The 15131-nt window shown below is 34.4% G+C and carries 17 protein-coding genes; 16 read left to right on the forward strand and 1 reads right to left on the reverse strand.

What is annotated here, in order from left to right; translation table 11 throughout:
- Positions 1-100: 100 nt before the first annotated feature.
- A complete protein-coding gene (locus QY331_07220; GenBank protein WKZ71040.1) occupies positions 101-508 on the forward strand; it encodes a four helix bundle protein in 408 nt (135 codons plus the stop codon).
- A gap of 116 nt (positions 509-624) precedes the next feature.
- Here QY331_07220 and QY331_07225 read toward each other — a convergent pair whose 3' ends face one another.
- Positions 625-753: a hypothetical protein gene (locus QY331_07225; protein ID WKZ71041.1), complete on the reverse strand. Its 129-nt coding sequence runs from the start codon at positions 751-753 to the stop codon at positions 625-627.
- Positions 754-869: 116 nt separating this feature from the next.
- Between QY331_07225 and rfbB the strand changes: the two genes are divergently transcribed.
- The 15 genes from rfbB (at position 870) to neuB (ending at position 15003) form a co-directional block, all read left to right on the forward strand.
- On the forward strand, positions 870-1922 hold the full coding sequence (gene rfbB, locus QY331_07230) for a dTDP-glucose 4,6-dehydratase (protein ID WKZ71042.1): 1053 nt from the start codon (positions 870-872) through the stop codon (positions 1920-1922).
- 525 nt (positions 1923-2447) lie between these two features.
- On the forward strand, positions 2448-3020 hold the full coding sequence (locus tag QY331_07235) for a hypothetical protein (protein WKZ71043.1): 573 nt from the start codon (positions 2448-2450) through the stop codon (positions 3018-3020).
- 504 nt (positions 3021-3524) lie between these two features.
- Positions 3525-4499 carry a sugar phosphate nucleotidyltransferase gene (locus QY331_07240; GenBank protein WKZ71044.1) on the forward strand — a complete coding sequence of 325 codons (975 nt, stop codon included), beginning with the start codon at positions 3525-3527 and terminating at the stop codon, positions 4497-4499.
- Positions 4500-4760: 261 nt separating this feature from the next.
- A complete protein-coding gene (locus QY331_07245; protein WKZ71045.1) occupies positions 4761-4964 on the forward strand; it encodes a hypothetical protein in 204 nt (67 codons plus the stop codon).
- Complete coding sequence (locus tag QY331_07250; protein WKZ71046.1) at positions 4912-5358, forward strand: hypothetical protein; 447 nt, start codon at positions 4912-4914, stop codon at positions 5356-5358. Before QY331_07245 ends, QY331_07250 begins: the two co-directional genes overlap by 53 nt.
- Positions 5359-5669: 311 nt before the next feature.
- Positions 5670-5885, forward strand: coding sequence for an addiction module protein (locus QY331_07255; GenBank protein ID WKZ71047.1), 216 nt, complete (start codon positions 5670-5672; stop codon positions 5883-5885).
- Positions 5885-6178: a hypothetical protein gene (locus tag QY331_07260; protein WKZ71048.1), complete on the forward strand. Its 294-nt coding sequence runs from the start codon at positions 5885-5887 to the stop codon at positions 6176-6178. Before QY331_07255 ends, QY331_07260 begins: the two co-directional genes overlap by 1 nt.
- A gap of 731 nt (positions 6179-6909) precedes the next feature.
- Positions 6910-7203: a nucleotidyltransferase domain-containing protein gene (locus QY331_07265; GenBank protein ID WKZ71049.1), complete on the forward strand. Its 294-nt coding sequence runs from the start codon at positions 6910-6912 to the stop codon at positions 7201-7203.
- Positions 7200-7673, forward strand: a complete 474-nt coding sequence (locus tag QY331_07270; protein WKZ71050.1) for a Cthe_2314 family HEPN domain-containing protein — start codon at positions 7200-7202, stop codon at positions 7671-7673. Before QY331_07265 ends, QY331_07270 begins: the two co-directional genes overlap by 4 nt.
- Positions 7674-9056: 1383 nt before the next feature.
- Entirely contained in the window at positions 9057-9284 is a 228-nt protein-coding gene (locus tag QY331_07275) for a DUF4258 domain-containing protein (protein WKZ71051.1), read from the forward strand.
- A gap of 2 nt (positions 9285-9286) precedes the next feature.
- Complete coding sequence (locus QY331_07280) at positions 9287-9505, forward strand: DUF2283 domain-containing protein (GenBank protein ID WKZ71052.1); 219 nt, start codon at positions 9287-9289, stop codon at positions 9503-9505.
- Between the two features lie 1713 nt (positions 9506-11218).
- The gene (locus QY331_07285) at positions 11219-12190 is read left to right on the forward strand and encodes an NAD-dependent 4,6-dehydratase LegB (protein WKZ71053.1); all 972 of its coding nucleotides are present in this window, start codon (positions 11219-11221) and stop codon (positions 12188-12190) included.
- Positions 12183-13361 (forward strand): LegC family aminotransferase, encoded by a 1179-nt coding sequence (locus QY331_07290; protein WKZ71054.1) that lies wholly within the window; start codon positions 12183-12185, stop codon positions 13359-13361. Before QY331_07285 ends, QY331_07290 begins: the two co-directional genes overlap by 8 nt.
- Positions 13358-13996 carry an acetyltransferase gene (locus QY331_07295; protein ID WKZ71055.1) on the forward strand — a complete coding sequence of 213 codons (639 nt, stop codon included), beginning with the start codon at positions 13358-13360 and terminating at the stop codon, positions 13994-13996. Before QY331_07290 ends, QY331_07295 begins: the two co-directional genes overlap by 4 nt.
- 2 nt (positions 13997-13998) lie before the next feature.
- Positions 13999-15003, forward strand: coding sequence for an N-acetylneuraminate synthase (neuB, locus tag QY331_07300; GenBank protein WKZ71056.1), 1005 nt, complete (start codon positions 13999-14001; stop codon positions 15001-15003).
- Positions 15004-15131 lie beyond the last annotated feature (128 nt).

Consider the following 15131-nt stretch of genomic DNA (forward strand, 5'->3'; position numbering starts at 1 on the left):
TTTTAGAGCGAAATCCCGATGTATTTTATCGGGGTAATAATCCAACACTCCACAAATCCATTATTCCACATAAAATTTTCTATATGATTAATATGCATCGATGGATTTAAAAAGAAAAAATATAAATCGTGGTTATACAAGACTTAGAGTTTGGAAAAATTCAATAACCTTATTCAAATTAGTTTACGAGTTATTAAAAGAATTACCTTATGAACTATCAAAAACAAAAAGTAATTTAATTGATGCTGCTCATTCAATACATAGAAATATATCAGAAGGGTATTGTAGAAGAAATCTCAAAGAATATTTGAATTTTCTTAACATAGCTTTAGGCTCGATTGGTGAATTATTTTCTGGAATATATTGTTTGAAAGAAATTGAAAAAATATCTGAAAACGATTTTGAAAAATTCGATGAGTTACACTATCAAGTTGAAAATGAATTATTACAATTGATTAAATCACTACAGCGGAAACAAAAAACCAAGGAATGGGAAACAGAATTCTAATTTGCTTTTCCAATATTCCATTATTCCATTTTTCCTTAATTCCAATATTCCTTTTTCCCATTTTCCCAATATTCCAGTTTCCCTTTTTTCCAATATTCCATTTTTCCATTTTTCCATTATTCCATTATTCCTTTCTTCCAATATTCCAATATTCCATTGTTCCTTTTTCCCATTATTCCATTGTTCCTTTTTCCCATTATTCCATTGTTCCTTTTTCCCATTATTCCATTGTTCCTTTTTCCCATTATTCCTCTGTGTAACTCTGTGACCTTTCCTTTGAACTTTGTCCTTTGTCCTTTATCCTTTGAACTTTGTGCAACGCTTTTACTTTTTATGATCTATAAACAAACAAGAATATAAAATGACTATATTACTAACAGGCGGAGCCGGCTTCATCGGCAGCAACCTCATTCACTACCTAATCGAAAATACCAACCACGAGATTGTTAATGTCGACAAACTAACCTACGCCGGCAACTTAGTTTCACTAAAAGATATCGAAGACAACGACCGCTACACATTCGAACAAGTTGATATTTGCGATTATGACAATGTCCGAGAACTATTCACCAGACATTCACCCGATGCAGTAATGCACCTCGCAGCAGAATCGCATGTAGATCGATCAATTGATGGACCCGGAGAATTTATTCAAACAAATATTGTCGGGACGTATAACCTATTACAGATTTCCTTCAACTATTGGAAATCAATGGAAGGAGATAGAAAAAATAATTTCCGCTTCCTTCACGTCTCAACCGACGAAGTCTTCGGCTCACTCGGAGAAACCGGATTCTTTACCGAAACTACTCCTTACGATCCAAAGTCACCATACTCTGCTAGCAAAGCATCTTCCGATCACTTAGTTAGAGCATGGCAGCACACATTCGGTCTGCCTGCAATGATTACAAACTGTTCAAACAATTACGGACCGTATCAATTTCCCGAAAAACTTATTCCCGTTGTTATCCTCAATGCAATCAACGGAAAAGATATCCCAATCTACGGTAAAGGTGATAACGTACGCGACTGGCTCTACGTGGAAGACCACGCCGCAGCTCTTTACTTAGTTCTGAGCGAAGGCGAAGTGGGGGAGACCTACAACATCGGCGGTAAAAACGAAATTAAAAATATCGACATAGTAAACATTATCTGTGATATTCTGGATGAACTAAAACCTAAAGGTTCCGACTCATATAAAGATCAAATTAAATTTGTAACGGATAGACCCGGACATGATAAACGCTATGCAATAGACCCGACAAAAATTGAAAATAAACTGAACTTCAAACCGGCTCATAACTTCCAAGAAGGCATCCGCAAAACAGTCCAATGGTACCTCGAAAATCTCGACTGGTGCGAAGCAGTTATGCAAAACAAATACAAACTAGAACGCCTTGGAAAACTGAGCTAAAAAAGGCAATTATGAATTTTGATTGCCCATTTTTTAATTATCGTCGTGCAACTTAGTGAGTCCTTTGTGAGACTTTGTGACCAAAAGCTTTCATAAGTAGTAAGAAATAATTTCGCAAAGTTACTCCAAGCACACACAAAGTAATTCTTAGCTTTCGTTGTGAAACTTTGTGGAAAACTTTGTGAAACATTGTGACCAAAAGCTTTCATAAGTAGTAAGAAATAATTTCGCAAAGTTACTCCAAGCACACACAAAGTAATTCTTAGCTTTCGTTGTGAAACTTTGTGGAAAACTTTGTGAAACATTGTGACCAAAAGCTTTTTAAACCTCTAATTAAAAATTCATCATTAAAGATTACTCTTAAAATGATTTCTCGTTACAAAAACATAACACCTTCGGAAAAATTGCATCAGTCGATTAAACTCTACTTCTTGGCTAAAGAATTAAAAAAATCGTCTCTAAAAAAGTTTTATCCTCAATTAAGCTCGGAAGAAATAGAAATTAAACTAAAAGCAGTCTTTGGCAATGCACGAAATTAATCTCTTTTCCATTTTCGTCGATAGACTTAATAATGCAGAAATTAAATTCTTCATCGGTGGTTCAGTCGCTTCCATCGTTTATGGTGAACCCAGATTAACGCATGATATTGATCTCGTTTTATTTCTCAATAAAGATGAAGTCAAATCATTAATAGAAAATTTTCCTATTGACGAATTTTACTCTCCGCCTGAAGATGTTATTCATACTGAATTAAAAAGAGGGGCTGAAGGACATTTTAATATTATTCATCATTCAACCGGATTCAAAGCTGATATTTATTTTGTCGGTAACGATAATCTCCAGACATGGGCTTTTGATAATAAAAAAGAAATTGAGTTTGACAACCTGATTTTACCTGTTGCGCCTCCCGAATATATAATCGTAAAGAAATTACTTTTTTACAAAGAGGGAAGATCCGAAAAACATTTAACAGATATAAAAGGGATACTCAACGAATCTTTTGACTTAATTGATCACGCAATCCTGAAAGATTTTTTAATTGAATATAACGTCGAAGATATTTACAATAACATTAATATCGACCCGCAAGCAAATTGAAAAGTAAAAGGCAGAATTAACGAGACAGTAGTTAGTAAGTTCTAAATTGAACATTCATCATTGAGCATCTAACATTAAAAAACACTTTGTCCTTTGAATTTACCCTCCGTAGCTGCTTTGTAGCGAAGGAGGGCTTTATCCTTTGTCCTTGGTTCACTTGCCAGCCTTTTCGTTGGAGGGGAGTCGAAGTGCTGATCCGGAATCCAAAGAATTAATTAACATTGTGCGACTTTGTGAATCCTTTGTGAGACTTTGTGACCAAAAGCTTTCATAGTAATATGAAATAGTTTCACAAAGTTACTCCAAGCACACACAAAGTAATTCTTGACTTTCGTTGTGAAACTTCGTGGAAAACTTTGTGAAACATTGTGACCAAAAGCTTTCATAGTAGTAAGAAATCGTTTCACAAAGTTACTCTAAGTACACACAAAGTATCGCTAAGTTCTTTAGCTTAATGAAAAATATAGTCTCAAATCTCATGTCTCATATCTCAGGTCTAAAAATATGAAAGGTATAATATTAGCAGGAGGATCGGGAACTAGATTGTACCCGGTTACCAGAACTATCTGTAAACAGCTCCTGCCCATTTACGACAAACCCATGATCTTCTACCCGCTGTCAACCCTTATGTTGGCGGGGATAAAAGAAATACTAATCATCTCCACTCCCGAAGACACAAGCAGATTTGAACAGCTCCTCGGCGACGGTTCGGAATTAGGTCTAAAATTATCATACAAAATTCAACCCTCACCCGACGGACTCGCACAAGCTTTCATCCTCGGTGAAGAATTTATCGGCAACGACAACGTATGCCTCGTTCTCGGCGACAACATATTCTACGGCCACGGACTCACTGAATTATTGGAAAGTGCAAGGTTAAAAGTTGAGAACAATCCAATACTCCAACTTGCCCGCCGCAGCGACAGCGAAGGAGGGAAATCCAATTTGCAGCCGGAATCAGAAATCTCTTTCCGTGAGAAGGGGGGAGATTTAGAGGGGGCCCAAGCAGTAGTCTTCGGCTATTACGTCAACGACCCCGAACGATACGGTGTCGTAGAATTCGACTCCACCGGTAAAGTTATCTCGGTAGAAGAAAAACCTAAAGTACCCAAAAGTAATTACGCTGTAGTCGGACTCTATTTCTACCCGAACGACGTCGTAAATATCGCAAAAAATATTAAACCCTCAGCAAGAGGAGAATTAGAAATCACATCAGTCAATAATGAATATCTTAAACGAGATAAATTAACCGTACAATTAATGGGTCGCGGTTACGCCTGGCTCGATACCGGTACTCACGAATCATTACTCGAAGCCTCCAGCTTCATTGAAACTATCGAACGCCGGCAGGGACTCAAAGTCGCATGCCTCGAAGAAATTGCTTACTACAAAAAATTCATCGACAAAGAACAGCTTACTAAGCTGGCTAACGAATACAAGAATAATTATAGAGACTATTTACTGAAATTAATTAAATAATTTTCGAATTGACGAATTCTCGGATTGACGGATTACCGAATTAAGATATACATTATTTTTGAACTTTGTCCTTTATCCTTTGAATTTACCCTCCGTAGCTGCTTTGTAGCGAAGGAGGGCTTTGTCCTTGCTTTTATTCTATCTTCTGACTACTGTATTCTGAATTCTGTTTTCTGTTTTTATCCTTTATCCATGATTTAGTCTCGATATCAACTGATTGCGGACAAGCTCATATCTCATAACTTGATACTAAAAAAAACAATGCAAAAAACAGTAAAAATAATAAATCAACGCGAAGAGACAGAGAATAATCTAAAATATTGGAACTCCAAAACTAGTGACGAAAAACTCGATGCAATGCAGAGAATAAGAGAGCAATACATTACTTTATTTAATAAACAAAAAGAATACAATGAAAGTCGAAAAAGACTTCGCAGATTTTATAAAGTTATTAAACAATCATAAAGTAGAATACTTGATAGTTGGTGCCTATGCATTGGCTCTTTATGCTGAACCAAGAAATACGGGCGACATTGATATATTTATTAATAGAACCGATGAAAATGTTAATAGCATACTAAAAGTATTAGCCGATTTCGGTTTTGAAGGATTGGGTTTAACAAAATCAGATTTTAAAACCGAAAATAACGTTATTCAACTCGGAGTTCCGCCTGTAAGAATTGATATATTAACTTCCATTTCTGGTGTCGATTTTAATGATGCCTATAAAGATAAATACTCCAATAAATTTGGCAATACAACAGCTGATTTTATTTCAAAAGATCATCTGATAAAAAACAAAAAAGCATCATCCCGTAAAAAGGACATCGCCGATCTAGAATCATTGCTAAATTCTTGATTCACGAACTAAAGTAGCCTGCTACATACTTTATACTTTGTACTTTTTCCTTTGAATTTACCCTCCGTAGCTGCTTTGTAGCGAAGGAGGGCTTTGTCCTTTATCCTTTGCCCTTGTACTGTATTCTGAATTCTGTATTCTGCTTTTACTCTGTGAAACTCTGTGTTATTGCTTTTGTTTTTATTCTGACTCCTAACTTCTGAATTCTGTATTCTGTATTCTGTATTCTGTATTCTGCTTTTGTTTTTTATCCTTTATCCTTGATTTTAACTTTGTAAATCAACATACTAGTAAGAAAAAACGAGGTAGCTATGCACGTTAATTTACCTTTAACTGATATGACTCTCGAAGATAAACTGAAAATTATGGAAGATATATGGGCAGATTTAACAAGTGATGAAAATTCTTACCCTTCACCCGATTGGCATAAAGATGTATTGGAACTGCGAGCAACTAGAATTAAAGAAGGTAAAGAAAATTACAAGGATTGGGAATCTGCTAAAAAGGAACTAAGAGATAACTTTTAATGAATATTAAAATTCTTCCCTCGGCGATCGATGATCTGTCTGCCGGTTTTGAATTTTATGAAAGTCAATTACAAGGATTAGGCAGTTTCTTTCTGGATTCTCTCTTTTCAGATATTGATTCATTGAAGCTTTACGCCGGAATGCATTACAAAGTATTTGGTCATTATAGATTACTTTCAAAAAGATTTCCCTTTGCAATTTACTATCTTGTCAATGAAAATGATATACTAGTCAATGCAGTATTAGATTGCCGAAGAAACCCGAGTTGGATTAAAAAGCGACTTGATTATTGATTTCCATTTGAACTCTTGCCCGCCACTGGCGCGGTTGAGCACTCGTTATATTATTAATTCTTACAACTTACTTCTTAATTCCGATTGTTTACTCATTACTGATCACAGTTCACTGTTTTTTATAATTATTCGTGAATTCGTGGCTAAAGTTTTTCGCCACCAATGCACAAATTAAAAGTCGAATAAAAAATATTAATTAACAATTCAAATCCTGCCCGCCAGTTATTAAAGAGGGCTCAAAATTCATAATTTCGTAGCGAAGTGCGACTTTTGCATACCGCGATCCACAGCGGGGCGAAAATCCCGCCCTGGCGGGGAAAAATTCATCATTGAGTATTTGTTCTTAATTCTTGCTCCTTGCTTCTTAATTCTGTTTCCGAAACTGTTAATTGGATTAATTAAATCAATTTAATACTGTTAACTCATGACAGATTACTGATCACAGCTCACTGATCACAGATTACTCATTACTGTTTTGCTAATGAATACAAAAATAATTACAAAGATTACTGGTTGAAACCAATTAAATAATTTGCGAATTCTCGAATTAACGGATTAGCGAATTTTCAGTTAAAGCTATACATAAATTTTGAACTTTGTCCTTTGTCTTGTCCTTTGCTCCTATTCTTAATTCTTACTACTTAATTCTGGCTTCTTATTCCTACTTTGTCCTTTGTACTTTTTTCTTAATAACTAAATTTTTATTTTGAACCAAATAGAAATAATATAGCGTGAGACTAAAAAAAACACATATCGACTTTATAAAAAGAACAGCTAAAGAGTTATTTGGAGAAAATTCACAAGTTTATCTTTTCGGATCAAGGGTTGATGATAACAAAAGGGGTGGGGATATTGATATCTATATCGAAACAAACCAAAAGACAAATATTTTTGAAAAGAAAATTGAAATGTTAAAACTGCTACATGATTATCTTGGTGAACAGAAAATAGATATTGTTATTAATAATTATTCAAACCAAAAATATATTTATGAAATTGCTAAGCAAGATGGAATTATGCTTTGAAAAAGAATGAATATATATTAAAAGCTATTGTTGATGAATGTGCAAAACACTTAAGCCGGATGAATTATGCTTATAATAAGATAAGTTTACTCGCTCCGATCACAAAAGATAGGATTGAAAGACTTAATAATGAAAATATTGCTCATGTCGACCAGTTAATTTACCGATTTACAAAATTACAAGATGCAATTGCACAGAAGCTATTTAAATCAGTTTTATTTTCTTTAGGTGAACAAGTTACCGATAAGCCGGCAATTGATATATTTAATAGATTAGAACAACTTGGTATAATCGAAGATTTTGAAAAATGGAAAGAATTACGTGAACTTAGAAACCAATTGGCACATGAGTATGAAGAGGATCTTAGTGAGACTGCAGAGAAATTAAATTCTTTAATGAAAAGAAAATCAGATTTAGAAGACTACTTCAATAACATTTTAAAATATCTAACGGCTAGGGAATTAATCTAGAAATTGGACAATAAAAAAAATACTTTTTACTGCGTCTTTCACTTTTGACGTTTTCCTTTTACCCTTTGACTTTATCCTTTGTTTTTATTCTGTCTTCTGACTACTGATTTCTGAATTCTGTGTTCATTGAGCTTGTAGATAATCACTGAAGCATTAATCTTTTTGAAGAATACTAAAAACCAACTCACCTAAATCCTCCCCGCCATACCAAAGCGAAGCGGCGGGCAGGTCTTAAAAAGAGAGGAAGTATTTTTTAAAAAAACATAAAAACAAACGACCTTAAAAGAATCGATCTTAAGAATTTGATTAGCAATAATTAGTTAGCACAAAGGAATTAAATATTCGGCCTCAAAAAAATCGGCGTAAAAAAAATGTTCTAAGCTTTCGAGAAAGTGAAAATTACTGTTTGACGAATCCCGCCATATATTATTTAAAAGCTTTTCGGGATGAGGAGTTTAATTTTCACCGAAAGTGTGAACAGTTTTAGACGATTTTTTTGCAGCCTTGATTTTTTGTTACTTTTTGATCAAGCAAAAAGTAAAGGGAACAGATTTAACATGGATTTAATGTCCGAAGTGAGGATTCTTTTTTAAGAAAAATATAAACCAACTCACCTAAATCCTCTCTTAGAAAGAGAGGAAGTATTTTTTAAAAAAACATAAAAACAAATAAATACATACGACCTCAAAAAAATTGCGTCAAGAAAATTATCAAAGTGAAGTGTTAAACGGAAAATGCTGTCTGAGTGACGATGTATTATATCGGAACGAATTCATTTTCCGTAACGAAACGGAGATAATTTTTAGCTATTTTTTTTGCAGTCTTGATCTTTTGGTACTTTTCTATCAAGAGAAAAGTACATAAATATTGAATAAAATTACTTTACTCACATTATTTGAAAAAATAATTTGAATTACTATAACGACATACGGCCTTAAAAGAATCGACGTATAAAAATTCAATGGAGCGAAACGCCTGCCCGGCTCTGACGGGTTAAAAAGTAAATTCTGCCTGCCCGTCCGTAATCCGCTAGGATGAAGGCGGGTCTGAGACCCGTTGTTTTCACGGGTCGAGTTTATTTTCTTTAGTGAAGCGTAGTTGAATTTTAGACGATTCTTTTCCAGCCTTGATTTTTTGCTTACTGGAGCCTGTCCCGCAAACTTTTTGCGGGATGTCAAGTCGAAACGAAGTGAAGACCCCGCTTCCATTTAGCGGGGACAAAAGTAAGAGTAACTTGTTCATTTTCCGTAACGAACTTGCCCGACCTCTGGCGAGGTTGTTTTTAATCTCGATACTCGATACTTGATACTAAATAAGAATAACCCAATAACTAAATAACCAAATAACAAAACACGACTTTGAGCTTAATACTTAAAGTTTCTTATGATAAAATACACTCGTCACGCTAAACGCAGAATGAAGTTATATAAAATTACCGACGCTGAAACTAAGGCAGCTATTGAACTTGGTAAAAAGACTAAAGCCAGCGAAGGGAAATTAGAATTTGTGCATAATGTTAATGATAGGAAACTCCCCCTCAAAGTTGTTTGTAAAATAGTAGATAATGATTATCTTATTATTACATGTTACCCGCTAAAGAAAGGAATCTGAAAATGAAAGTATCATACGATCAAGAAGCAGATGCGGTCTATATAGAACTCTCGGATAAGAAGCCGGAAGGTGTTATAGAAGTTAAAGAGGGTGTTAACCTCGATGTAACAGAAGATGGTATAATTGTTGGCATTGAACTACTAAATGCCGGAAAGAAAATCCCGCTTAAATCTTTTCTTTCTTACGAATTTACACCGGATTTTCTAAATAAGGCAATCTAGTTTTCAAATTAGCTTTCTGTTATAAATTAATAACTCAATAACTAAATAACCAAATAACAAAACACGACTTTGAACTCTTGCCCGCCTCTGGCGTGGTTGCCCTCTATCATTTGAAATTTATTCTTTGTCCTTGTTTTTAATCTCGATACTTGTGTCTCGATACTTTATACTAAAAAGATGGCTACATTGCTCAATTACCAAATTGCTAATTTATAAATTCGGTAATACGGCAATTCGCAAATTCGCTAAATTTATTTCGATACTTACATCTCGATACTAAATAAAGCCAACTCACCTCAATCCTCTCCCCGCAAGCGGGTTTTTCAACTTGTAAAGAGAGGAAGTATTTTTTAAAAAAAAACATAAAAACAAACGGCCTAAAAAGAATCGGCGTTAAGAAATTCAATGGAGCGAAACGTTAAAAAGAAAATTCTGCTTGCCCGCCGTAGTCGTTTCAAAGACGAAGGTGGGTTTGACCCCGATTTATCGGGGGAGTTTATTTTCTTTAGTGAAGCGTAATTGAATTTTAGACGATTCTTTTCCAGCCTTGCCTGTCCCGGCTGCTTTTAAGCGGGAATTTTTTGTTACTTTGCGTTTTCTGCATCCCGGTGATTTATATCGGGATTCTATCAAGAGAAAAGTACAAGGAACTCATTTAGCTTGGATATAATAACCAAAGCAAGAAATCTTTTTGAAGAAAAATATAAACCAACTCACCTAAATCCTCTCTTAAAAAGAGAGGAAGTATTTTTTTAAAAAACATAAAAACAAACGGCCTAAAAAGAATTTTCCTTAAGAAATTGTTTGGAATTATTTAGTTAACTTAAAGGAATTAAATAAACGACCTCAAAAAAAATCCGTTTAGAAATTATTCGAAATGAAGCGTTAAACAGAAAAATCTGTTTGAACGAAGAGAGTTATTTTTCTGTAGCGAAATGTAGAATAATTTTAGGATTTTTTTTGGAGTCTTGAACTTTTGGTTCTTTTCTTTCAAGAGAAAAGAACAGGTAAGCAAACTATTATGAAAATTTTAGTAACTGGCGGAATCGTTTTTAGCTATAAAGTTTTTTAAATCTTTTAAAAAAATACGGCCTAAAAAGAATCGGCGTTAAGAAATTCAATGGAGCGAAACGTTAAAAAGAAAATTCTGCCTGCCCGCCGTAGTCGTTTCAAAGACGAAGGTGGGTTTGACCCCGATTTATCGGGGGAGTTTATTTTCTTTAGTGAAGCGGAATTGAATTTTAGACGATTCTTTTCAAGCCTTGATTTTTTGTTACTTTTGTATCAAGACAAAAGTAAAGAGAAGTAGATTTATTTATGTATCAAGATAGCTGCGAGAAACCTTTTACAAGAAAAAAAAACAACTCCCTCAATTCTTTATTCCTTTCAGATATTAACATATTATTAAAAATAATAAGTTACAATAATCACAAAATATATTTTTGATCTTAATGGACTTTGATTAAATTTATGACTTCGTTTTTTTACAACCAAATTAGAACATTATTAAAAATCCGACTCAATTTTGTCACCAAAAATGACAATTGTTCTCAGCAATGTGACTGACCGGGCGAAGCTGTAACTTAATCTGTAATTCATAATTGATATTTACAAGTAAGTATTTACTATTGAGAGTTGAGCAACTTTTCTCATCCTTTGAAATTTCTATTCGATACCAAATAAATACCTATTAACAAAAAACTAAGTAATAACATGCGAATATTAATAACGGGCGCTGCCGGCTTCATCGGCTCACATTTAACCGAATACCTTGTCTCGCAAGGCTTCGAGGCAAAAGCATTTATACATTACAACTCCCAAAATAACTGGGGTTGGCTTGAAGGATCCGATGTAAAAAAGAGCATTGAAGTTATAACCGGTGATATCCGTGATTATGATTCAGTCTACAATGCTGTTAAAGGAACCGATGCAGTTTTTCATTTAGCAGCATTAATTGGCATACCTTATTCTTATGTTTCACCAAAAGCATATATCGAGACGAATATAACCGGTACCTACAATATATTACAGTCGTGTCGAGAACTTAATGTTCAGCAGTTGTTAACTACTTCTACCAGTGAGACTTACGGTACCGCACAATATGTACCAATAGATGAGGTCCATCCAATGGTTGGACAGTCACCTTATTCTGCATCAAAAATTGCTGCTGATCAAATTGCAATAAGTTATTATCGTTCTTTTGAATTGCCTGTTAAAATTGTTCGCCCTTTTAATACATACGGTCCACGACAATCCGCTAGAGCAATAATACCGACTGTAATAACACAACTGCTAAACGGCAAAGACCAAATTAAACTTGGTAATCTTTCACCAACGCGCGATCTAACTTTTGTTAAAGATACATGCAAAGGATTTTATGAAATATTTAAATCTGATAAATTATTTGGAGAAATTACAAATATTGGTATGAGCAGTGAAATATCTATCGGAGATTTAGTAAATAAAATTGCATCCTTAGTCGGAAAACAAGTTGAGATCATCACCGAAGAAGAAAGAGTGAGACCTGATAAAAGTGAAGTAGAAAGATTATATTGCAACAACAAAAAACTAATCGAAAATACCAATTGGAAACCTGATTACGACTTGGATAAAGGTTTATCCGAGACAATTGAATGGCTAAAGAATAATTTGACAAGTTATAAACACGATATCTACAATGTATAACGAAGTAATAGATTTTATTAAATCTTTATATCCTCATAAGAATCCCGTTCCACTGCATGAACCTGTTTTCTTTGGTAATGAGAAAAAATTTCTCAATGACTGCATCGATTCCACTTTTGTATCTTACGTTGGAAAATATGTAACACAGTTTGAAGAAATGACAGCGAAATATACCGGTTCTAAATACGCTGTTGCAGTTGTAAATGGAACGGCAGCTCTTCAAATTACTTTACAAGTTGCTGGAGTTAAACCTGGAGATGAAGTAATAACGCAACCATTAACATTCGTTGCAACCGCAAACGCAATTTCACACTGCGGTGCAAAACCGGTTTTCATTGATGTTGATAAAGACACAATGGGAATGTCCCCAGAAAAATTAGAAGACTGGCTTTCCAAAAATATTGTATTTAAACAAGTCTCTGGTTTTTCAACCATGCAGCCATGCAACAATGCAACAATGCAGCGCGTTAGCGCCATCGTCCCCATGCACACTTTCGGTTACCCTTGCAGAATTGACGAAATAGTTGAAATAGCAAATAAATACAATATACCAGTTATCGAAGATTCAGCAGAATCGTTAGGTAGCTATTATAAGAATAAGCATACCGGAACTTTTGGTTTAGCCGGAGTCCTAAGCTATAACGGAAATAAAACCATAACCACCGGCGGCGGGGGAATGATTATTACTGACAATGAAGAATTCGCTAAGAAAGCAAAACATATTACAACAACCGCCAAAGTACCGCATAAATGGGAATACATCCACGATGAAGTCGGCTACAATTATCGTATGACAAATGTAACAGCAGCAATAGGCGTAGCACAAATGGAAATCCTAGATAAAATATTAGAAAATAAACGCCAAACAGCAGAGCACTATAAAAAGTTTTTTTCGACAATTCGACAATTCGACAATTCGACAATTAAATTCATCTCCGAGCCTGCAAACTCTCTCTCCAATTATTGGCTAAACTGTGTTCAATTAGAAAATAGAGAGCTACGCGATAAATTCCTCGAAGAAACAAACTCAAACGGAGTAATGACACGACCTATTTGGCGATTGATGAATAAGTTGGATATGTACAAAGATTGTCAAAAAGGAAATATTAATAATTCAGAATGGCTTGAAGATAGGATTGTTAATATACCGAGTGGATACAGAAATCAATGAAAGATAAAATTGTTGTTATTGGTGGCGGTGGACACGCGAAAGTTATTATTTCAATTCTCAAGAAATTATATAAATATGATATCGTGGGCTATACTGATCTGGAAAACAAAGGTGAAATTCTAGGTATTCCATATTTAGGAAATGATGATAGACTAAACTCTCTTTATAGTGATGGAGTGATAAATGCAGTAATTGGTTTAGGTCAAATTAAATCTGCTGCTCTTCGAAGAAAATTAGTAGATAGGTGTAAAAGAATTGGTTTTAACTTACCGGCGATTGTATCACCAAATGCCATAATAAATGAAGATGTTAGTATAGGAATTGGGACTGTAGTTATGGATGGTGTAACAATAAATAGCGGTTCGACAATAGGTGAATACTCAATAGTTAATACCAATGCTTCAATTGATCACGATTGTTCGATTGGTGATTTCACACATATTGCACCTGGAGTAACTTTATCGGGTGAAGTAAATGTTGGTAACGATGTTTTAATTGGAACGGGTTCAAACATAATTCAACAAATAAGTATTCCGGATAATACAATAATTTCTGCGGGTAGTACTGTATTAAAATCTATTATTAAAAATGGAATTTACAGGGGCAACCCTGCTAGTTTAATAAAAGAGATTTAATTATGAACAAAACATTTATTATAGCGGAAGCCGGTGTAAATCATAATGGTTCTATCGAATTGGCTTTTAAGTTAATTGATGCCGCTAAAGAAGCAGGTGCTGATGCTGTAAAGTTTCAGTCATTTAAAGCTGATAAGTTAGTATCCACAAAAGCTGATAAAGCTGAATATCAAAAACAGACCACTGACGCATCTGAATCACAATATGAGATGATCAAAAAGTTGGAATTATCGGTTGATGATCATAAAAAGCTACTTGAATATTGCAATAAAATAGGTATTCAATTTCTATCTTCTCCTTTCGATCTTGAAAGCATCGATTTATTAATTGAACTTGGTTTAGGTATTTTTAAGATTCCGTCCGGTGAGATTACAAACTTACCTTATTTGAAAAAAATTGGAAAACTTGATAAAAATATTATTCTATCAACCGGTATGGCAGATCTGGGTGAAATTGAAGATGCAATTGATGTTCTTACCGAAAGCGGAACAAATCTAAAAAATATTACCGTTCTTCATTGTAATACTGAATATCCCACACCGTTTGAAGATGTAAACCTCAAAGCAATGTTGACAATAAAGAACGCCTTTAAAGTAAAAGTAGGTTATTCAGACCACACGAATGGAATAGAGATACCATTAGTAGCTGCTGCTCTTGGTGCCGAAGTAATTGAAAAACATTTTACTTTAGATAGAAGTATGAAAGGACCGGATCACAAGGCATCACTGGAACCTAATGAGTTAAAACAGATGGTTTCGGCTATTGGAAACATCGAAAATGCTTTAGGTAGCGGTATCAAAAAACCTTCTAATTCCGAATTAAAAAATAAGCCAATTGCCAGAAAAAGTCTGGTTGCTATTAAAGATATTAAAAATGGTGAAAAATTTACTGAAGAGAATGTCGGTATAAAAAGACCCGGTAATGGAATATCACCGATGAGATGGGAAGAGGTAATAGGAAAAACTGCCCGAAGAGATTTTGAACTAGATGATTTGATTGAATTATAAACTTCGCGAAACTTTGTGAAAAACTTAGTGTAACTTTGTGACGCTTCTTTTTTGTTTCACCAAGTATCACAGAGGAAACACAAAGTCACACAATGAATACAATGGTTATTTCATTGATTCTTAAAATT

Source organism: Melioribacteraceae bacterium (assembly GCA_030584085.1).
Lineage (GTDB): Bacteria > Bacteroidota > Ignavibacteria > Ignavibacteriales > Melioribacteraceae > SURF-28.

Bases quoted from the DNA above. Each gene is read 5' to 3' on its own strand.
- QY331_07220 (WKZ71040.1), top strand. From the start codon at position 101: ATGGATTTAAAAAGAAAAAATATAAATCGTGGTTATACAAGACTTAGA.
- QY331_07225 (WKZ71041.1), bottom strand. From the start codon at position 753: ATGGGAAAAAGGAACAATGGAATAATGGGAAAAAGGAACAATGGAATA.
- rfbB (WKZ71042.1), top strand. From the start codon at position 870: ATGACTATATTACTAACAGGCGGAGCCGGCTTCATCGGCAGCAACCTC.
- QY331_07235 (WKZ71043.1), top strand. From the start codon at position 2,448: ATGCACGAAATTAATCTCTTTTCCATTTTCGTCGATAGACTTAATAAT.
- QY331_07240 (WKZ71044.1), top strand. From the start codon at position 3,525: ATGAAAGGTATAATATTAGCAGGAGGATCGGGAACTAGATTGTACCCG.
- QY331_07245 (WKZ71045.1), top strand. From the start codon at position 4,761: ATGCAAAAAACAGTAAAAATAATAAATCAACGCGAAGAGACAGAGAAT.
- QY331_07250 (WKZ71046.1), top strand. From the start codon at position 4,912: ATGAAAGTCGAAAAAGACTTCGCAGATTTTATAAAGTTATTAAACAAT.
- QY331_07255 (WKZ71047.1), top strand. From the start codon at position 5,670: ATGCACGTTAATTTACCTTTAACTGATATGACTCTCGAAGATAAACTG.
- QY331_07260 (WKZ71048.1), top strand. From the start codon at position 5,885: ATGAATATTAAAATTCTTCCCTCGGCGATCGATGATCTGTCTGCCGGT.
- QY331_07275 (WKZ71051.1), top strand. From the start codon at position 9,057: ATGATAAAATACACTCGTCACGCTAAACGCAGAATGAAGTTATATAAA.
- QY331_07280 (WKZ71052.1), top strand. From the start codon at position 9,287: ATGAAAGTATCATACGATCAAGAAGCAGATGCGGTCTATATAGAACTC.
- QY331_07285 (WKZ71053.1), top strand. From the start codon at position 11,219: ATGCGAATATTAATAACGGGCGCTGCCGGCTTCATCGGCTCACATTTA.
- QY331_07290 (WKZ71054.1), top strand. From the start codon at position 12,183: ATGTATAACGAAGTAATAGATTTTATTAAATCTTTATATCCTCATAAG.
- QY331_07295 (WKZ71055.1), top strand. From the start codon at position 13,358: ATGAAAGATAAAATTGTTGTTATTGGTGGCGGTGGACACGCGAAAGTT.
- neuB (WKZ71056.1), top strand. From the start codon at position 13,999: ATGAACAAAACATTTATTATAGCGGAAGCCGGTGTAAATCATAATGGT.